The following is a 17,812-nucleotide window of genomic DNA, read 5'->3' as shown; positions in this document are numbered from 1 at the left end:
CCGGGGGCCTCGCCCGTGCCGCTGCTGATACTGCTGAGCCCGCCGTTTCTGTGCAGCGCCGCGAGGGCGATCCCGGCCTGAGAGGCAGACCGGCACGGGGAGCCGCGTGCGCCGAAGGAGTAGCCGCGCACCGCTCCTCTCGGGGTTGCTTCGGGGCGACGGCACTAGCCCGAGTAGACCGCCATATCCATGCCCCCCGATGTACACCATGACTGGTGATACCGCTCACGCCGCGAACGGCTTGCGCCGCTGCGTGTATTCCTCGCCGAAGTGCTCGGCGAGCGCCGGCTGGAGGACGTCCTCCACCAGGTCCAGCACTGAGCCTGTGTGTCCGTTCTCGGCGACGGCCAGCTCGTAGGCCTCCCGGACCTTGGGTGCCGCCTTCTTGGCTGCCTCAGCCATCAGACGGCCGACTGCCTCGTCAGGGGTTTCATCCTTGCGCTTGCGCATGGTCGTCACCTCAGTTGGTCAGCTTGACGATGCCCACCCGGGACACGGGGGCGAATCCGAAGTCGTGGGCAATCTCGACGCCGGTGCGACGGTTCAGGCGGTCGCCCGGCCGGCGGTAGGTCCGCACTGTGCGCATGGCCGTATCGCCGCGAGGGGCGAGGTACATCATCGCCACGGTGGGGGCCACTTCCGGGGCGGCCATCGCGTACCAGTTGCTTGAGGCGACCCAGGGCGCAGCGATCACCGAGACACCTTCGATGCCGGTCTCGCGGAGCGCCTGGTAGGTAGGCTGCTCCTCAGCCGGCGGTACGATGAGGGTCTGCACCCGGTGGTTGGCGTACTGGTCGCCTGGCGTCTTCTGGTTGCGCAGGGCGGCCATAGCGGTGCCGAGGTTCGCGGCCGTGACTCCGCTCACGCCGGTTACCAGGTTCCCCGCGCCAGACGAGAACATCGCGGCACCGTCACCCATGGTGGGGTTACCTTCGAGGAACTCGTAGAGTCGGCGGGCCTCGCGCCGAGCTGCCGAGACCGCAATGGCGCGGGCCGTGGTGGCGATCACGTCGAGCTGGTCATTGACGACGAGCTTGTAGGAAACGATCAGGTTGGCCGCGTAGCTCTCGACACTGCCGGTATGGCCGGGCGGCACGCTCACCTGAACGCTGGGGATTTCCTCCAGCTCGCCGATCTCGCCCGTGTCGGCGTCCACGTCAATGGTGGCCACCTGTGCCGGCTGGTAGTTCGGCACCGGCCAGGGGAGCACCAGGTTTCGATGCTCGCTCGCGGCAAGGTACGCCTGCGAGACGACGCGCCCGACGGCGGCCTCCATCACCGAGCCGAAGTCATCGGTAGTGAGGCCGAAGCCGACCACCTGGCCTGCGGTCTTGCCGCTTGCGCCGCGCCGCTTCACCTCGGGCTCGCCGAGAATGTATGCAGCCTCGGCCAGGCTCAGTTCCCGATTTCGGAGCTGCTCGGCCACGGGGTGCGAATTCGTGGTGCGTGCGCCCATCGCCTTGGCGAATAGATCGGCGCCCGCATCGCGGATGTCCGAGACGGTGAAGTCTCGAGTGTTGGCGGTTGCTTCAAGCATCCTGCGTTACTCCGGTTTGCCTAGTTTCAAGGCTACCGGCGTTTTTCTGAATGGGGCGGACTTTTCATTCAGAAACGCAGGATCTCGTAGAGGGCACGCTGTACCCGAATGGGGCGAACGCCGTTCGCGGTTTCCATCGTCATCCATTCGTGCAATGCGGCCTTCAATGGCGTATCTGCCAATCGCTTCGGCAGCGAATGGCGGCGCGGCCAGACGATGCTCTCGTAATGCTTCATGGCCGCCTCTACGTGACCGGCTTTCGCCCAGGTGGAGAGTGCGCCATGCCGGTCCAGGAGGTCGGCGCACCGGCGGATCGCCGCGTCTCTCGCCTTGGTCGCCTGCGGGCCGCTCAGACCGAGCGCCCGGTCCAGGTCCTCACCGGCCCGCCAGGCCTCGAGGCCGCCCCGGAGCCACTCTTGCAGCTCCGGGTCGTCCACGGCCTCCACCAGGCGGTTAAGCCGAGCTACGCTCACCCGGATCCCCCCAGGGCACAGAATCCGCGCCCTGTTCCTCTATGCGGAGTTTCCGCCGCTGGTTCGCCGTCAGCCCCTTGCCTTCCAGCTCGCGGCGAATCTTGCGCACCAGCCGGCGACGCCACCCTGCGTTCGGTTTTCTCACGCTGCCTCCTTTTTCTGCTCATCAACCAATCGCACAACCAGCACCCCAGCCCGGCACCGGGCACCGTGTTTGCTTTCCAGCACGTAGAGCCCGCCGTCGCGGTCGATGACCTTGAACAGCTCCGGCAGGTCGCCGACCTGGACCCAATCGCCTACCTGTGGGCGTTTCTGGATCGGTTCGTTCATGCGGCACCTCCGCCCGTTGAAGTCACGTCCCGGTAGCTGCGCAACTTGTCCGCGTTGCGGCGCCAATCGGTTTCTGTCTCGTCCTGCCAGCTGGAGAAAAGGTTTGCGCCCACGCACCAGCATGTCCTATGGCGCTCGCAAAGGAACCAGTGATTGCGGCCAATATTCAGATACCCGTCACAGCCCCCGCATTCTGGGCAGACGCCGAAGTAAGAGTCTGCCGCGTTGCTACGGCGCTTTGAGTTGAGGTCAATTACATTGTTCACCGCTCACCTCGCTCGCCAATGGTTCGGGAACCCTTCGGAAATGGTTCCGTAATAGTTCGGTATTCGCGACGTGCGATTTGCCCTTCAGAAATACACACACCGCCTTTCTCCAATCGCCAGCGATCGCACCACCCGCACGCACCACAACGCTCGTACCTGAGCACCAGCCCACGCCGGCGCTCCGATGCGGGAAAGGTGAAGCCGCCACATGGGCAACCGATCATTCCACTACCTCCATCCGGTAGGATTCGCCGTCGTACTCCAGGCGCACGAATCCGTTTTCGATCAGCTCGATTGCCGCCGATATGGCCCGCTCCTCTGGAAGGTCAGCGCCAAGGCCGTTCGCCCGCAGGCAGTCACGCACGATTTCGCGCAATGCGGATTCGCCAATTGCAGATAGTCGATGCCCAAAGTGCTGGGAGGTCATGTTTTCATCCCTCCAGCAGCGGGGAGCCCACCTGGTAACCTATCTGTGTGCTGGTCACCAACACCGTGGGTTTCGGGTTTGGGGCCGTTACGGTGCTGGTCACCAACACCGTGGGGGGCTTTTTGGGGCTTCTCGGAGTGCTCTCGGTGCTGGTCACTAACACCGTCGGTGCTGGCCACTAACACCGTGGATTTTTGGTGCCACCGCATGAAGTCCTTCGGGGCGGTGGCACCGTCCCGGTCCTCCAGCGGTTCATTCGTGAGTGCATAGACCGTCGCGTGCCGGACTTTCCGGCTAAAGCCGCCCGGTTCCATCAGGCGAATAAAGCCCCGGTCCGACAGTTCGTAGAGAGCCTTTTCCGCACGCCACCGTCCAACCCCGAGTCGCCGCATGGCTTCTCGGATGCTCATGTGGACGCGATTCTCTCGGCCGTCGTAGAGCGCCCGAAACTCGACCAGCAGTGCGCGGGCGTCAGTCGAGAGCGAGCGATACGCCTCGCACTCCAACTCATGCCGATAGAGCCGGACGTGGGCCTCTGCGCGGCGCTTCTTGCTCACGCTGCTGCCCCCTCGCGTAGAGCCTCCAGGGCCTCGCCAACGGTCCGGTACAGACCAGCCCGGCACAGCTCCGAAGCAAGGGCGCACTGGGCGGCCTCGCGCTCGGTGGGGGCGAGCCAGTACCTAGCGACATGCGCCGCTGAGAAGCGCCCCTCGACGCGCTCAGTACGGCGGGCAATCGTTACGCCGTAACGGGATTGCAGCTCGCTGATAGTGGACGGCAGGCACGCGTCCCCGTGGCGCTTCCATGCGTCCAAGCGGGTGAGGGATTCGCCGAGGTACAGCGCCCGGAGGATCCGTCCCCGTTTCGTCAGGCGGCCGACCGGAGTAGACTCTCGGGTGAGCGCTGTCGAATGCTCATCGCCCCCGTTCCCGGCTGCCACCGGGGCGGGGGTTTGCTGTTTCTGGGTCATCTCAAGCCGCCTCCTCAGCCACGGGCCGACGTGTGCGGCCGGAGAGGTAGGCATCCAGGTCCTCGATGCGGTAGCGCACCTGACGGCCGGCGTAGGTCCACGCGGGACCGCGGCGCTGGACGCGCCACCGGATCAGGGAGCGTTCGGACACCTGGAGGTAACGGGCGGCCTCTGCGGTGGTGAGGACTGGTGTGCTATCGGGCATGTCTGGCTCCGTCGTGTCAGTGACGGCGCCAGTTTCAGGTGGGAGTTAGCGGTTGCGAATGTGTCGAAACGCGGTTTTCAGCCCATAGCGCGGGCATCTGATGGGAACGATGCAACGAATGCTTTTATCGCATCGTCGCTTGAGAAAATCTCCTCGAACACGCCTCGCTGCGCATCAAAGTGACGTAGCCATTTGCGGCGACACTGATCCTCAACCCAGCTCACGTCGGGCACCGTCTCTTCGTCGCGCGCTTCGGCACGACGCACAGCACGATAAGCGGCATCGCCGATGGAAACTCCGAGAAGCCGATTCCATATCCAAACGGCGAGCGCCAGTTTCTCCATGCGGTCACGGTCAATTTGCGCCTGAACCGGATTCGCCTTGCCTCTCCCGCGTCGAAGCCCGAGAAGCTCGTTGAAATCTGCACGGCCGCCGTTATCGAGATACTCGACAGCGGCCCCTCCCAACCAATCTATAACCCACGTGGGCGGATATACGCCGGATTCGACTGCGTAGGCCAACGCATCGAGGGCCGCAACGGGGTTTTTACCTTCGTCCCATCGCTCCCTGAGAATCTGGAAGTGCGCGGCATGCATATCGTCGTCCGCATGAGAGCCATCAACCGGACGCAGCGCCGTGGTGCCGGGCGTTCGGGCGGGCGAGATGCGCATTACTTTTCTCCCATAATCGGCACTACGTTGTCCTCGGCCCGCTTGCCCTCAGCGATCCGCAACAAGCGCCGCTCCCACGCCTCGAGCGCCACGCGCTTCTCGTGGTCGTAGCCATGGCGGTCATAGACGCCGCGCACGCCGGGACGGACATGGCCCACAACGGCCTCCGCCACCTCCGCACTCACGCCGGCAGCGGCGAGCCCTGTGCGAGCGGTCCGCCGTAGATCATGGGGCCGCCACTGCCCCTCCGGGCCGTCCGGTTGGTTCGCCAGCGCCTTCGCGTAGCGCATCACCGCCTTGGACATGGCGGCCGTGGACACGGGCGCCCCTGGATGGCTCTCGAATACATGCCCGCTCGGCTTCTTGTGGCGGCGCTTCGACAGCCGCGCGACCTCGGCGCGAGCTGCCTCCAGGATCGCCTCGGCCGTCGCGGTCAGCGGGACGGTGTGCTCATCGTTCGTCTTACCCCGCCGGGAGGCTGGCACGGTCCACACCTTGTCCTTGATCTCGTCCCACCGCATGCCGGCGACCTCGCCCGGCCGCTGCGCGGTGACCAGCACCATGCGCAGCGCGAGCGCGGTGAGCTTGTGCATGCCGCAGTCGTCCACGCGCCCCCAGAACGCGCGCAGCTCGTCATCGGAGAGCACCCGGGCACGCTTGCTGGAGGTCAGCCCCTTGCCCATGTTCGAGGCCCGCAGCGTCGCCACGGGGCTCGCCTCGACTATCTCCCGATCCTCTGCCCAGGCGAATAGCTGCTTGCAGTACCCGAGCAGCTTCCCGGCCTGTCGCGGGTGGGTCTGCACCAGCGGGTCGATCATGGCGATGATGTCCCGCCGCCGGACGGTACGGATGCGCTTCTTGCCGAGCTGCGGCAGGAGGTACTTCTCGAACACGCACCGGATGTCGCGGAAGCTCTCCAGGTCGCGCTTGCCCACGTAGAAGCGCTTCACGGTATCGGCCACGGTCAACTCCGCACGCAGCGCCCTGCGCTCTTCCAGGATGTCCGCGCCGCTGTCGATCTGCTTGCGGTACTCGCCGCCCTGCTTTCGGGCCGCAGCAAGGCTCCACTGGTTCTCGCCCCATTCGCCGATGGTCAGCATCCGGTCCTTGCCGTCCTTCGTGAGGTAGCGCAGGACGAACGAGACGGTCCCGCTCGGGGTGATCCGCACCCCGAACCCGCGGGGCGCGTTCTTGTGGTCGTCAAACACGATCCGGCGCCCCTTCTGCGGGGGCTCCAGGGCCTTGAGGTAATCCTCGCTCAGCTTGGTCACTTGGTCGGACTCAACTGTGACTGTCACAGTTGAATCACAGCACAGGAGGGTATAAGGTGGCAACCGATGTCACTTGCTGTCAGAGGGAAACCCTTTCAGCAAGCGGCATCCAGGAGGGGAAGCCCTGCTGTGACGCGGTTTTCAGGATGGCGCCGGAGCGGACTTTTAATCCGCTGGTCGCTGGTTCGAATCCAGCACGGCCCACCATTCGATCTCCCTGGACGGCGGAGCCATCTAGCCCGCATATCTCACCGATTCACGGCTGCGGGCGCATGATCCCGCCGGTGGCGATCCGCGGCACGCCCCTTACTGCGCCGCTTCCGGCGCATCCGCTCCGGGATACTGCTCCAGCTCCGCTTCCGCCGCCTCGAGGCGATCCAGGGTCGACGCCAGCATGCTCTCCACGTCGCTGACCAGGGAGGTCAGGTTGCCGAGGGCGGTGGTGCGCTCGCGGACACGCTGGCGCAGGTCCGCCAGGCGCTCCTCGAGACGGCCAACGCGGGACTCGCGCTCGGCGACGGCCTCCCTGAGCGTGTCGCGCTCCGCCTGCAGGGCGTCCACCTCGTCGCGCAGCCCGGCCACCTGTCCGGCAAGCTCGTCACGCCGCTGCTCCAGGCTTTCGATATCATCGCGCAGTCGCGCGACCTCCTGCCGGGCCTCCGTGGCGGCCTCCTCACGCGCCGTGACCGACTCCGACAGACGGCGGCGCTCCTCGCGCAGGGCAGCATGCTCCTCTTCCATGGCCGCGATGTCGCCCGCGAGCGCCTCACGCCGTTCCGTGAGATCGGCGATCTCCGTGCGCAGATCCGCGGCCCGCTGCTCGCTGTCCGCCAGCGATGCCTCGGCTTCGGCAATCGCCTCCCTTAGCTGCTCACGCTCATCCCGCAGGCCGGCGAGCTCGTCCTCCAGGGCAGAGGCCTCGTCGGCCAGCCCTTCGCGTTGCCCGCGCAGCGCCTCGACCTCGTCCTGCAGAGCCGCCGCGCGTTGCTCCGCATCGGCCAGCTCGGCCTCCTGCGCGGCCAGCGCCTCCGCGACGCGACTCCGCTCGCGGCGCAACCCGGCGAGCTCCTCTTCCGTGGCGGTCAACGCATCCCGAGCTGCCTCCGTCTCCGCTCTGACGTCAGCCAGCTCGGCCTCCGCCTCGCTGATCTCGCCCTGCCGCGCCTGCAGACGCCGCTCCGCCTGCTGCAGCCGCATCTCGGCGCTGGCGATCTCCTCGCGCAGGGCGGACAGCGTGTCCGCGGCCTGCTCGGTCCGTTCCAGACGCGCCTGCAGCGTGCTGCTGCGATCGGCAAGCTCGGCCCGCTCAGCCTCCAGCGTCGCGATCCGGTCCTGGCTCTCGGCCAGCCGCGCCTCCAGCTCGCCGACCCGGGCCGCGGACTCACGCAGCGTCTCTACCCGGTCGTTGAGGCTGGCGTTCTCCTGCTCGAGCTCACTGACCGTGCCGGCCAGCGCCTCGTTGCGCTGCTCCAGACGGGCGGCCTCGTCCTCGAGGGCGCGAATGCGAGACTCGCGGTCCGCGAGCTCGCCCTGTAGCGCCTCGATCCGGCCCTGCAGCGTCGCGCGCTCCTCGGCCCATGCGGCCTGCTGCGCCTGCTGCTCCGTATACAGGTAGGCACAGCCGGCCAGCCCGCCGGCCGCCAGCAGCGCCAGCATGAGCACCAGCGCCCGGCCTGCGCGCTGCGCCCGGTTCCGGTCTTGCTGCGTCATTAAGCCCCCTCGCAGTCGATCGTTGCCCACGCGTTGCGTCCAGTCTAGCGGCCCGTTCCACAAGTGCCCGCCCGATCTCCGTGCGGGCTAGCCCGCATATCTCACCGACTCGCGCCGGCCGCGGCCAGGGCCTGGTCCACGTCCTCCAGAATGTCGTCCACGTGCTCGATGCCCACCGAGAGCCGAACCATGTCCCGGCTCACACCAGCGGTGAGCAGCTCCTCGTCGTTGAGCTGACGGTGGGTCGTGGTGGCCGGATGGCAGGCGAGGGATTTGGCGTCGCCGATATTCACCAGGCGCACGATGAGCTTGAGCGCATCGATGAACCGCGCACCGGCCGGCTCGCCGCCGCGGATGCCGAAGCTCAGGATGCCCGCGGCCCGGCCGTCCATGTACTTCTCGGCGAGCGGGTAGTAGGCGCTGGTGGGCAGGCCGGCGTACTTCACCCAGGTCACGCCCGGGTGCCCCTCGAGGTGGCTCGCCACCTGCACGGCGTTCTCGCAGTGACGCGTCATGCGCAGCGGCACGGTCTCGATGCCCTGCATCAGCAGGAAAGCGTTCATCGGTGACAGCGCTGCGCCCATGTTGCGCAGCGGCGCGACGCGGCAGCGGCCGATATAGGCGGCTGCCCCGAGGGCCTCCGTGTAGATCACGCCGTGGTAGGAGGGATCGGGCTCGGTGAGCATCGGGTACTTGTCGGCGTGATCCGCCCAGGGGAAGTTGCCCGAGTCCACGATGACGCCGCCCACGGTGGTGCCATGGCCGCCCATGTACTTGGTGAGCGAGTGGACGACGATGTCCGCGCCGTTCTCGATCGGCCGCCACAGGGCCGGCGTGGGCACGGTGTTGTCCACGATCAGCGGCACGCCGTGGGCATGGGCGATCGCGGCCAGGCGCTCGACGTCCACGACATTGCCGTTGGGGTTGCCGACGGTCTCGCAGAACACCGCCCGGGTGCGCCCGTCGATGCGGCTTGCCAGAGCATCGGGCTCGTCGGCGCTCGCGAAGCGCACCTCCAATCCCATGTTCGGCATGGCGTGGGCAAAGAGATTGTAGGTACCGCCATAGAGCTGGCTGGTGGTGACGATGTTGTCTCCGACCCGGGTGATGCACTGGATGGCATAGGTGATGGCCGCCATCCCCGAGGCGAGCGCCAGACCGGCGATGCCGCCCTCCATATCCGCCACGCGCTGCTCCAGCGCAGCGTTGGTCGGGTTCATGATCCGCGAGTAGATATTGCCTTCCACCTTGAGATCGAAGAGATCCGCGCCGTGCTGGGTGTCGTCGAAGGCGTAGGAGGTGGTCTGATAGATCGGCACGGCCACCGCGCGGGTCGTCGGCTCGGGGCTGTAACCGGCATGAATGGCCTTGGTCTCCAGGCGCATGCTGTCTCTCCCAGGCTGCTCTGGTTGGGGGGGTTGACCGTGGCGCCGTCGCGAGCGCCAGCGTCGAGCAGTCTCGGCCACCCGCCGGGCGGCCACAAGGGCCGGCCGGGCCGCCGTCGCCGGCGCGGGCATGGGCAGCCGCGGCCCGCCGCATTACACTCCAGGCCTCAGTGTGCCGACCGCCGCGTGGGAGGACGTGATGCCGGCGTTCCAGTGGGAAGATCCCTTTCTGCTCGATGCCCAGCTTGACGCGCACGAGCGGGAAGTCCGCGACAGCGCCCGGGAGTACTGCGAGCGGGCGTTGCGGCCACGGGTGGTGAGCGCCTTTCGGGAGGAGCGCTTCGACCGCGAGATCTTCACCGAGATGGGGGAGCTCGGCCTGTTCGGCCTTGCCCTGCCCCGCGCCCAGGGCGGCAACGGCGCCGGGCATGTCGCCTACGGCCTGGTGGCGCGCGAGCTGGAACGGGTGGACTCGGGCTACCGCACCATGCTGAGCGTCCAGAGCTCGCTGGTCATCCATGCCATCCACGCCTACGGCAGCGAGGCCCAGCGCGATCGCTGGCTGCCGGGCCTGCTCACCGGAGAGCACATCGGCAGCTTCGGCCTGACCGAGCCCGAGCACGGCTCCGACCCCGGCGGCATGGAGACCCATGCCCGGGCGGTGGACGGCGGCTACCGCCTGACCGGGGAGAAGACCTGGATCGGCAACAGCCCGGAGGCGGACATCCTGGTGGTGTGGGCGAAATCCGAGGCTGACCAGGGCCGCATCCGCGGGTTTCTGGTGGAGCGCGGCAGCGAGGGCCTGCACACGCCGGCGGTCCACGGCAAGCTCTCCCTGCGCACCTCCCTCACCGGCCGCATCGTGCTCGAGGACGCCTTCGTGCCCGAGGCCAACCTGCTCCCCGGCGTCGCCGGCCTCGCCGGGCCCTTCGGCTGCCTGAACAAGGCCCGCTACGGCATCGCCTGGGGCACCATGGGCGCCGCCGAGGCCTGCTGGCACGCCGCCCGCGACTACACCCTCGGCCGCGAGCAGTTCGGCCGCCCGCTGGCCGCGAACCAGCTGGTGCAGAAGAAGCTCGCCGACATGCAGACCGAGATCGCCCTCGGCCTGCAGGCGGCGCTGCGGGTGGGCCGCCTGCTGGACGAGGGCGCCTGGGCGCCGGAGATGATCTCGCTGGTGAAGCGCAACAATGCCGGCAAGGCGCTGGAGATCGCCCGCCAGGCCCGGGACCTGCACGGCGGCAACGGCATCCTCGAGGGCTACCCCGTCATGCGGCACGCGCTGAACCTGGAGTCGGTGAACACCTACGAGGGCACCCACGACATCCACGCGCTCATCCTCGGCCGCGCCCAGACGGGTATCCAGGCCTTCCGGAACTGACCGCGTTGCAGCCCCTCGCCGGCATCCGCGTCCTCGAGCTCTCGCGCATCCTCGCCGGCCCCTGGTGCGGCCAGCTACTGGCGGATCTCGGGGCCGAGGTGATCAAGATCGAGCGCCCTGGCCGCGGCGACGACACCCGCCACTGGGGCCCGCCGTTCCTGGCGGATACGGCGGGCGCGCCCACCGGCGAGTCCGCATACTTCCTCGCCGCCAACCGCGGCAAGCGCTCGGTGACCATCGACATCACCCGCCCGGCGGGCCAGGATCTGGTGCGCCGCCTCGCCACCACCAGCGATGTCCTCATCGAGAACTTCAAGGTCGGCGGCCTCGCCCGCTACGGCCTGGATCATGCCGCGCTGCGTGCCGAGCTCCCGGGGCTGGTCTACTGCTCCATTACCGGCTTCGGCCAGGACGGGCCGTATGCCCACCGCGCCGGCTACGACGTGCTGATCCAGGCCATGGGCGGGCTCATGAGCATTACCGGCGAGGCGGACGGGCCGCCGCTGAAGACCGGCGTCGCCATCGCGGATCTCTTCACCGGCGTCTACGCCAGCACGGCCATCCTCGCCGCGCTCCGCGAGCGCGACGCCACCGGCGAGGGCCGGCATATCGACATGGCCCTGCTGGACGTCCAGGTGGCGATGCTCGCCAACCAGGCGGCGAACTACCTGATCGGCGAGGTGGTGCCGGAGCGGCTCGGCAACGCCCACCCCAATATCGTCCCCTACCAGGCCTTCGCCACCGCGGATGGACACCTCATCGTCGCGGCGGGCAACGACGACCAGTTCCGGCGGCTCTGCGCGGTCATCGGCCGCACCGACCTCGCCGGGGACCCCGCCTATGCGACCAACGCCGACCGCGTCGCCAACCGCGAGCGCCTCGTCCCCGCCCTCGCCGGGGCGCTGGCAACCGCGGGCACGGCGCACTGGGTGGGTGCCCTCGAGGCCGCCGGCGTGCCCTGCGGCCCGATCAATCACATCGACCAGGTCTTCGCCGACCCGCAGGTACAGGCACGCGGCCTGCGCCGCGACCTGCCCCATCCCCTCGCGGGTCAGGTCCCCAGCGTGCCGAGCCCCATCCGCAGCGACGGCGAGCCCGCCTGCGCCGACCGTGCCCCACCGACCCTTGGCGCCGATACCGACCATGTGCTGGCCCAGTGCCTGGGTCTCGACGCCGATGAGATCGCCCGGCTGCGCGCCGACGGCACCATCTAGCCCACATATCTCACCGATTCACGGCGGGGGCGCCGCTCCCACCGGGCTGCGCTCCGGCCTTCGGGGGAGGACTTGGCCTGTAGGAGGCGCGCCCGCGCGCCGAATCTTCCCCGCTGAACGGCAATCACCGTAGGTCGTGCACGGCGAAGCCGTGTGCGACGTCGAAGAGGTTCCGCGACCTCCCGGCGCATCGGGGCTGAGTGGCAGGCCGGCGAAGCGCGGGCCTGTCTCCCGGGACACGCTGTGAATACATCCCTGTACGCTCCAAGGCGGCATCCCTGCCGCCTAGGGTCCCGGGAGACAGGCCCGCACTCCGCCTCTTCGCCCGCAGGACTCGCCGCCGCGGTGGGATGGTGCAATCCGAAGCACCGACCCGACGTCGCACACGGCTTCGCCGCACACGACCTACGCCGCCGCGCTGCGCAGGCGGTAGGCGGCAAGGGCGTTGCCCGCGACCAGCAGGGCGATGGCCCCGACCCCGGCGACCTCGACCCAGAGCGTCGGCTGGAAAACCGCTGCCATGGCCACCCCGATGGCGATGCGCGTCGCCCAGGCAAGGCGCGTGAACAGCCAGCCCTCCACCGCCGCGGCGAAGGCCCCCAGCGCGGCCAGGGCGATCACCGCGTTCCAGGCCACCACCAGCCACGGCCCACCCATGATCAGCGGCTCGTTGAAGACCATGAACAGCGGAATCAGGTACAGCCCCTTGGCGAACTTCCAGGCCTGGACGCTGGTGGCCATGGGTCTGCTGCCGGCAATGGCCGAGGCGGCGAACGCCGCCAGCGCGATGGGCGGGGTGACGTTGGAGTCCTGCGAATACCAGAACACCACCAGATGCGCGATCAGCAGCGGGATGCCGAAGTCGTTGTGCAGGGCCGGCCCCACCAGGACGATCAGCACGATGTAGCTCGCCGTCACCGGCAGGCCCATGCCGAGCACCAGGCTCGCGATGATGACGATGAGCAGGGCCAGGACGATATTGCCGCCGGAGAACGCGATCATCATCGAGGAGAACTTGAGCCCGAGACCGGTCAGGCCCACCACGCCGACGATGATTCCGGCCACGGCACAGGCAATGCTCACCGCCACGGCGTTGCGCGCCGCGAGCTGCAGGGCATGGATCCCGAGCCCGAGCGCCCCGCCGGCCCCGGCCAGCAGCCGCCGTGCCGGTGGCTCGGCCTCCGAGGTGGTCACGAGCCGCGCCCAGGCGCCGCGGACCAGCGCTGCCAGCACGATGGTGACGATGGCATAGAAGCCGACACGCATGGGCGAGAGGCCCTGCACCAGAAACCCCACCAGCACGGCCAGCGGCAGCAGGAAGTGCCAGCCGTCCCGCAGCACGTCGCGCACCCGCGGCAGCTCGTCTCCCGCCATGCCCCGCAGGTTCTCCTTGATGGCGATCAGGTGTACCAGCAGGTACACCGTGGCGAAGTACATGATCGCCGGCAGCACGCTCACCATCACCACGTCGATGTAGGGGGTGCCGGTGTATTCGGCGATCAGGAAAGCCCCGGCGCCCATCAGCGGCGGCATGATCTGCCCACCCGTGCTCGCCGCCGCCTCGATGCCGCCGGCGTGCTCCGGGCGGTAGCCGAGCCGCTTCATCAGCGGAATCGTGAACGCGCCTGTGGTCACCACGTTGGCGATGGCGCTGCCGGAGATCGAGCCCATGCCCGCGGAGGCGAGCACCGCCGCCTTGGCCGGGCCGCCCCGCTGGCGCCCGGTGGCGGCGTAGGAGAGGTCGATGAAGAAGCGCCCGGCCCCGGTGACCTCCAGGAAGGCCCCGAACAGGACGAAGGTGAAGACATAGGTGGCGGCGACGCCCAGCGGCAGACCGTAGATGCCCTCCTGCCCGAGATAGAGCTGCCCTACCAGGCGCTCGAGGCTGTTGCCCCGGTGGCTCAGGATGCCGGGCAGCCACTCGCCGAGCCACGGCAGCTCGCCGCGGGAGCCGGCCAGCGCATAGGCGATGGCGATCAGGCCGATCACCGTCATGCCGAGGCCCACCGCCCGCCGACTCGCCTCGAGCAGTGTCAGCACCGCGATGCAGCCGACGATGATGTCGGTCTCGGTCCAGAATCCGGCGCGGGAGACGATGTCGTCGAGGAACCAGGTGAGGTAGAAGCCCGTGAGCACGGCGCCGGCGAAGAAGGCCGTATCCAGCAGTCCGCCCAGCCAGCCCCGACGCCGGCCCTCGCCGAAGACCGGAAACATCAGGAAGGCCAGCATCAGGACCAGCGCCAGATGGATGCCACGCTGGTAGAACAGCCCCAGGGGCTCGATCCCCGCCGCGTAGAGCTGGAACAGGGACAGCGCCATCGCCACCGGCGGCAGCAGCCAGCGCACCGGCAGCGGCGCATTCGGGTCGACAAGCAACAGCCTGCGCGTCGGCTCCGCGCTCATCCGCCGCCCTCGCGCAGCCGCAGCGTCACCGCTTCGCCCGCGGCCTGGGCGGAGAGGCTGGTGACCCGGTCACGATGTCGGATGCGGTGGTTCACGCGCTCCGAGCCGACCCGCAATCGGTACCGGTCCCCGGGCACGGGCTCGTCGATGCCGCGGATCCAATAGCCGCCGTTGCCGTCACTGCGCTGCACGCCGCGCCCGGGGACGTGCCCGAGGCCGGCGGCGAAGTCCGGCTGATGGCTCGCCACCAGCACCATGCGCCCGTCGCGATAGGTGTAGCAGTCGCGCACGGTGAAGCCGGCCACCGAGTGCTCCCAGAGCACGCACCAGCGCTCGCCGGCCTGCAACGGCAGGCGCGCCAGGATACGGCCATCGTCGGTGACGACCTCCAGCCGCGCCCCGCCGGCCAGCGCCGGCAGCGGCAGCACAAGAGCGAGCACAAGGGCGGCCCCGCGCCAGCGCGCGGGGCCGGGCCAGCGTCGCGCCATGCGGCTACTGCCGCAGTCGCTCCGGCACCTCGGCGCCGGTTTCCTCGTAGTAGCGCAGCGCCCCGGGATGCAGCGGAATGGGCGTGGCGTCCAGGCTGAACTCCACCGTCGTGCTGTTCGCCGCCGGATGGATCTCGATCAGCGCCTCGACCTCCTCGAACAGCGTGCGGGTGATCTGGTACGCAAGCTCCTCCGGCATCGCCGCATTGACCGTGAGCACGTTGGGGACGCCCACGGTGCGGACATCCTCGTCCACGCCCTCGTAGGTCCCGCCGGCCAGCGTGAACGGGGCGAACACCGGCTCCGCCGCCAGGGCGTTCTCGATCTCCTCCTCGCTCAGGCTGATGATGCGGATGTCCCGCGTGGTGGCCAGGTTGATGATCGAGCTGGTGGGCGGGCCCACGCTCCAGAAGCCGGCATCGATATCGCCGTCGCGCAGGGCGTCGGCGGTCTCGTTGAAGTTCAGCCGCTCGACTTCGATGTCATCGTAGGTGATGCCGTTGGATTCCAGCACCGTCCGGGCGTTGATCTCGGTGCCGCTGCCCGGGGCGCCGGTGGAGACTCGCTTGCCCCGCAGGTCGGACAGGGTCTCGATGCCGGAATCCGCCAGGGTGACGATCTGCACCGCATTGGGGTAGATGGACGCCAGTGCGCGCACGTCCGCCACCTGCCGCCCCTCGAAGTCGCCGCTGCCCTCGTAGGCCTGGCGAACGGTGTCGGCCAGAGCGATGGCGAGCTCCACCTCCTGGCGGTGGATCAGCGCCATGTTCTCCACCGAGGCGCCGGTGACCTCGGCGCTGGCGGTGTAGCCGTCCACATGCTCGCCGATGAGCTCGGCGAGGCCGCCGCCGTAGGGGTAGTAGGTGCCCCCGGTGCCGCCGGTGGCGATGGACAGCTGCTGCTGGGCGCCGGCGCTGGCCGCCACGCCAAGCAGGAGGCTGAAGAGCAACGCTTTGCCGAACTGCATGATTCTCCTCCAGGGTTCAGCCGTGTTCCCGTTACGGGTCCGAGGCGCTTATGGCTGCGCCTTAGGGCGTAACTGTAGAAGCAAAAAGCCGTCACGCCCATGCCTGGCGGCCTTCATCCGGGGTGGCGCGCGCAGAATGTGCTCATTGGCCACAAGCACAGACGGCGCTCACAGCCCCCGTCGCCGCGGAGGAGGCCAACCAGGCGGCCAGCGCGAGGCGGGGCAGGCGCGGCCGGCCTTCATTGCCTATCCGTCCGCGCGTCGCCCCCATTCCGGTCCCCGGGCAAGGCCTCCCCAGGGTCCGGCAGGGCGTCATCTGCCTCGTACAGCGCCTCCAGCTCCCGGGCCGCCGCCTGCACGGACTGGATCAGCTCCTGCTCGTCACGGAACACCGCGCGCTGGCGCTCCAGCGCCTGGGCGTCCTGCTCGCGGAAGGTGACAACGGCGCGCTCGGCCTGGTCGGCCGGCAGGCCGAGCGCAGCGAGCACCCCGCGGGTGAGCTCGAGGCTGGAGAGCAGCGTCTCGCGGATCACCCAGGTCACGCCGGCATTGGTCAGCAGGTGGCTGTGATGGCGGTCGCGGGCACGGGCGAACACCCGCAATCCCGGGAAATGCCGGTGCACCAGCTTTGCGGTGCGCACCGACGCCTCCACGTCGTCCATGGCCAGCACCAGGATGCGGGCCTGCTCCGCTCCAGCCGAGCGCAGCACGTCGAGGCGGGAGGCATCGCCATAGTAGGCGGTGTTGCCATAGCGGCGGACCAGGTCCACCTGCTCGGGGTTGACCTCCAGCACGGTGTAGGGGATTCGCAGCCCCCGCAGGACGCGCCCGACGATCTGACCGAAGCGCCCGAAGCCGGCGATGATCACTTCCGGCGCATGCTCCTCGGGCACGTCGAACCGGCGCCGCCGGCGTGCGGCGAGGCGCGGCCGCAGCCAGCGCACGGAGGCGGCGAAGAGCAGCGGCGTCGCCGCCATGGACAGGGCGATGGCGAGCACGAGCCGATCCACCAGACCGGCGCCGAGCACCCCTTCCGCCGCCGCGGCCGTGAGCAGCACGAAGCCGAACTCGCCGCCCTGGGCGAGAAGCACGCCGAGATCCGTGGCGTCACGGCCGGGCAGGCCGTAGAGACGGGCGGCCAGGGCGATGGTCAGCGCCTTGAGCGCCAGCAACCCGGCAGCCAGCCCGATGACAGCCCCGGGCGCATCCCGCAGCAGCCCCAGGTCCGCCGTCATGCCCACGGCCATGAAGAACAGCCCCAGCAGCAGGCCCTTGAACGGCTCGATGTCGGCCTCGATCTCGTGCCGGTACTCGGAGTCGGCGAGGAGCACGCCGGCGAGAAAGGCACCCAGGGCCATGGACAGTCCGGAGGCGTCCATCAGCAGGGCAGAGCCGATCACCACCAGCAGCGCCGCGGCGGTGAAGATCTCCCGGCTGCGGGCGCTCGCCGCGAGGCGGAAGGCCGGGCGCAGCACCCAGCGCCCGCCCAGCACCAGCGCGAGCACGGCGCCCAGGGCCCAGGCGGCCTCCAGCGCCAGCTCGCCCGGCGGCCGGGCCATGTCGCCGCGGGCGGCCAGCAATGGCAGCACCGCCAGCGCCGGGATGGCGGCGAGGTCCTGGAACAGCAGCAGCGCGAAACCGTGGCGGCCATGGGCGGTCTGCAGCTCGTCCCGCTCGGCCAGCAGCTGCAGCACCAGGGGCGTCGACGACAGCGCCAGGCTCACCCCCACCACTGCCGCCGGCAGCGCCGCGAGCCCCAGCGCGGCGGCGGCGAGGGCGAGCACGCTGCCCGTCAGCAGCACCTGCAGGCCGCCGAGCAGGAATACCGGCCGGCGCATGACCCGCAGCCGCGTGGGCTGGAGCTCCAGGCCGATGACGAACAGCAGCAGCGCGATGCCTACCTGGGAGAAACGCAGGACGGCATCGGCATCGTCGATGATCGCCAGCAGCGACGGGCCGATCAGCACCCCCGCGGCGAGGTAGCCGAGTACCGCACCGAGGCCGATGCGCGTGAACAGCGGCACCAGCAGCACGGCCGCGGCGAGGAAGATCACCACCTGACCCAGCAGCGTCGTATCCATGGGTCTCCCGTTGCAGGAGCGAATCGCCACCGC

At 69.0% G+C, this 17,812-nt stretch carries 18 protein-coding genes and 1 tRNA gene; 3 read left to right on the top strand and 16 right to left on the bottom strand.

Going from position 1 to position 17,812, the window contains the following annotated elements; translation table 11 throughout:
* Positions 1 to 225 precede the first annotated feature (225 nt).
* The 10 genes from LMH63_RS02985 to LMH63_RS02940 all read right to left on the bottom strand — a co-directional run bounded on the left by LMH63_RS02985 (position 226) and on the right by LMH63_RS02940 (position 6,150).
* The gene (locus tag LMH63_RS02985; protein ID WP_109679085.1) at positions 226 to 450 is read right to left on the bottom strand and encodes a hypothetical protein; all 225 of its coding nucleotides are present in this window, start codon (positions 448 to 450) and stop codon (positions 226 to 228) included.
* A 10-nt stretch (positions 451 to 460) separates the two neighbouring features.
* A complete protein-coding gene (locus tag LMH63_RS02980; protein WP_109679084.1) occupies positions 461 to 1,537 on the bottom strand; it encodes a phage major capsid protein in 1,077 nt (358 codons plus the stop codon).
* Positions 1,538 to 1,605: 68 nt separating this feature from the next.
* Positions 1,606 to 1,974, bottom strand: a complete 369-nt coding sequence (locus LMH63_RS02975) for a hypothetical protein (protein ID WP_146205229.1) — start codon at positions 1,972 to 1,974, stop codon at positions 1,606 to 1,608.
* Positions 1,975 to 2,151: 177 nt separating this feature from the next.
* Positions 2,152 to 2,340 carry a hypothetical protein gene (locus LMH63_RS02970; RefSeq protein ID WP_109679082.1) on the bottom strand — a complete coding sequence of 63 codons (189 nt, stop codon included), beginning with the start codon at positions 2,338 to 2,340 and terminating at the stop codon, positions 2,152 to 2,154.
* A 486-nt stretch (positions 2,341 to 2,826) separates the two neighbouring features.
* The gene (locus LMH63_RS02965) at positions 2,827 to 3,033 is read right to left on the bottom strand and encodes a hypothetical protein (RefSeq protein ID WP_146205228.1); all 207 of its coding nucleotides are present in this window, start codon (positions 3,031 to 3,033) and stop codon (positions 2,827 to 2,829) included.
* Complete coding sequence (locus LMH63_RS02960; RefSeq protein ID WP_199225682.1) at positions 3,030 to 3,590, bottom strand: hypothetical protein; 561 nt, start codon at positions 3,588 to 3,590, stop codon at positions 3,030 to 3,032. Before LMH63_RS02960 ends, LMH63_RS02965 begins: the two co-directional genes overlap by 4 nt.
* Positions 3,587 to 4,003, bottom strand: coding sequence for a hypothetical protein (locus LMH63_RS02955; RefSeq protein WP_229332705.1), 417 nt, complete (start codon positions 4,001 to 4,003; stop codon positions 3,587 to 3,589). The genes LMH63_RS02960 and LMH63_RS02955 overlap by 4 nt, the downstream gene beginning before the upstream one ends.
* A 1-nt stretch (position 4,004) precedes the next feature.
* Positions 4,005 to 4,208 (bottom strand): helix-turn-helix domain-containing protein, encoded by a 204-nt coding sequence (locus LMH63_RS02950; RefSeq protein WP_109679081.1) that lies wholly within the window; start codon positions 4,206 to 4,208, stop codon positions 4,005 to 4,007.
* 77 nt (positions 4,209 to 4,285) lie between these two features.
* Entirely contained in the window at positions 4,286 to 4,879 is a 594-nt protein-coding gene (locus LMH63_RS02945; protein WP_146205227.1) for a hypothetical protein, read from the bottom strand.
* Positions 4,879 to 6,150: a tyrosine-type recombinase/integrase gene (locus LMH63_RS02940; RefSeq protein WP_109679080.1), complete on the bottom strand. Its 1,272-nt coding sequence runs from the start codon at positions 6,148 to 6,150 to the stop codon at positions 4,879 to 4,881. The genes LMH63_RS02945 and LMH63_RS02940 overlap by 1 nt, the downstream gene beginning before the upstream one ends.
* A 116-nt stretch (positions 6,151 to 6,266) precedes the next feature.
* On the opposite strand from LMH63_RS02940, the gene LMH63_RS02935 reads away from it, so the two are divergent.
* Positions 6,267 to 6,357, top strand: a tRNA-Lys gene (locus LMH63_RS02935).
* Positions 6,358 to 6,456: 99 nt separating this feature from the next.
* Here LMH63_RS02935 and LMH63_RS02930 read toward each other — a convergent pair.
* Both LMH63_RS02930 and LMH63_RS02925 read right to left on the bottom strand, forming a co-directional pair.
* A complete protein-coding gene (locus LMH63_RS02930) occupies positions 6,457 to 7,860 on the bottom strand; it encodes a coiled-coil domain-containing protein (RefSeq protein WP_109679079.1) in 1,404 nt (467 codons plus the stop codon).
* A gap of 101 nt (positions 7,861 to 7,961) precedes the next feature.
* Positions 7,962 to 9,245 carry an O-acetylhomoserine aminocarboxypropyltransferase/cysteine synthase family protein gene (locus tag LMH63_RS02925; protein WP_109679078.1) on the bottom strand — a complete coding sequence of 428 codons (1,284 nt, stop codon included), beginning with the start codon at positions 9,243 to 9,245 and terminating at the stop codon, positions 7,962 to 7,964.
* A gap of 199 nt (positions 9,246 to 9,444) precedes the next feature.
* Here LMH63_RS02925 and LMH63_RS02920 point away from each other — a divergent pair, with 199 nt between their 5' ends.
* A complete protein-coding gene (locus tag LMH63_RS02920) occupies positions 9,445 to 10,626 on the top strand; it encodes an acyl-CoA dehydrogenase (RefSeq protein WP_109679077.1) in 1,182 nt (393 codons plus the stop codon).
* A 5-nt stretch (positions 10,627 to 10,631) separates the two neighbouring features.
* A complete protein-coding gene (locus LMH63_RS02915; RefSeq protein ID WP_109679076.1) occupies positions 10,632 to 11,840 on the top strand; it encodes a CaiB/BaiF CoA transferase family protein in 1,209 nt (402 codons plus the stop codon).
* 405 nt (positions 11,841 to 12,245) lie between these two features.
* Here the strand turns inward: LMH63_RS02915 and LMH63_RS02910 are convergent, their stop codons facing one another.
* The 4 genes from LMH63_RS02910 to LMH63_RS02895 form a co-directional block, all read right to left on the bottom strand.
* Positions 12,246 to 14,243: a TRAP transporter permease gene (locus LMH63_RS02910; RefSeq protein ID WP_109679075.1), complete on the bottom strand. Its 1,998-nt coding sequence runs from the start codon at positions 14,241 to 14,243 to the stop codon at positions 12,246 to 12,248.
* The gene (locus tag LMH63_RS02905; RefSeq protein ID WP_109679074.1) at positions 14,240 to 14,731 is read right to left on the bottom strand and encodes a DUF1850 domain-containing protein; all 492 of its coding nucleotides are present in this window, start codon (positions 14,729 to 14,731) and stop codon (positions 14,240 to 14,242) included. The genes LMH63_RS02910 and LMH63_RS02905 overlap by 4 nt, the downstream gene beginning before the upstream one ends.
* 4 nt (positions 14,732 to 14,735) lie before the next feature.
* Complete coding sequence (locus LMH63_RS02900) at positions 14,736 to 15,698, bottom strand: TAXI family TRAP transporter solute-binding subunit (RefSeq protein WP_109679073.1); 963 nt, start codon at positions 15,696 to 15,698, stop codon at positions 14,736 to 14,738.
* Between the two features lie 239 nt (positions 15,699 to 15,937).
* Positions 15,938 to 17,779, bottom strand: a complete 1,842-nt coding sequence (locus tag LMH63_RS02895) for a monovalent cation:proton antiporter-2 (CPA2) family protein (protein WP_109679072.1) — start codon at positions 17,777 to 17,779, stop codon at positions 15,938 to 15,940.
* Between the last annotated feature and the right edge of the window lie 33 nt (positions 17,780 to 17,812).

It is taken from the genome of Spiribacter halobius, from assembly GCF_020883455.1.
GTDB lineage: Bacteria > Pseudomonadota > Gammaproteobacteria > Nitrococcales > Nitrococcaceae > Sediminicurvatus > Sediminicurvatus halobius.
Note: the sequence above shows the minus strand (reverse complement) of the source record. Positions and strands in the feature narration are given on the sequence as shown.

Coding starts and splice junctions, on each gene's coding strand:
- LMH63_RS02985 (WP_109679085.1), bottom strand. CDS start 450: ATGCGCAAGCGCAAGGATGAAACCCCTGACGAGGCAGTCGGCCGTCTG.
- LMH63_RS02980 (WP_109679084.1), bottom strand. CDS start 1,537: ATGCTTGAAGCAACCGCCAACACTCGAGACTTCACCGTCTCGGACATC.
- LMH63_RS02970 (WP_109679082.1), bottom strand. CDS start 2,340: ATGAACGAACCGATCCAGAAACGCCCACAGGTAGGCGATTGGGTCCAG.
- LMH63_RS02965 (WP_146205228.1), bottom strand. CDS start 3,033: ATGACCTCCCAGCACTTTGGGCATCGACTATCTGCAATTGGCGAATCC.
- LMH63_RS02955 (WP_229332705.1), bottom strand. CDS start 4,003: ATGACCCAGAAACAGCAAACCCCCGCCCCGGTGGCAGCCGGGAACGGG.
- LMH63_RS02950 (WP_109679081.1), bottom strand. CDS start 4,208: ATGCCCGATAGCACACCAGTCCTCACCACCGCAGAGGCCGCCCGTTAC.
- LMH63_RS02945 (WP_146205227.1), bottom strand. CDS start 4,879: ATGCGCATCTCGCCCGCCCGAACGCCCGGCACCACGGCGCTGCGTCCG.
- LMH63_RS02930 (WP_109679079.1), bottom strand. CDS start 7,860: ATGACGCAGCAAGACCGGAACCGGGCGCAGCGCGCAGGCCGGGCGCTG.
- LMH63_RS02925 (WP_109679078.1), bottom strand. CDS start 9,245: ATGCGCCTGGAGACCAAGGCCATTCATGCCGGTTACAGCCCCGAGCCG.
- LMH63_RS02920 (WP_109679077.1), top strand. CDS start 9,445: ATGCCGGCGTTCCAGTGGGAAGATCCCTTTCTGCTCGATGCCCAGCTT.
- LMH63_RS02910 (WP_109679075.1), bottom strand. CDS start 14,243: ATGAGCGCGGAGCCGACGCGCAGGCTGTTGCTTGTCGACCCGAATGCG.
- LMH63_RS02905 (WP_109679074.1), bottom strand. CDS start 14,731: ATGGCGCGACGCTGGCCCGGCCCCGCGCGCTGGCGCGGGGCCGCCCTT.
- LMH63_RS02900 (WP_109679073.1), bottom strand. CDS start 15,698: ATGCAGTTCGGCAAAGCGTTGCTCTTCAGCCTCCTGCTTGGCGTGGCG.
- LMH63_RS02895 (WP_109679072.1), bottom strand. CDS start 17,779: ATGGATACGACGCTGCTGGGTCAGGTGGTGATCTTCCTCGCCGCGGCC.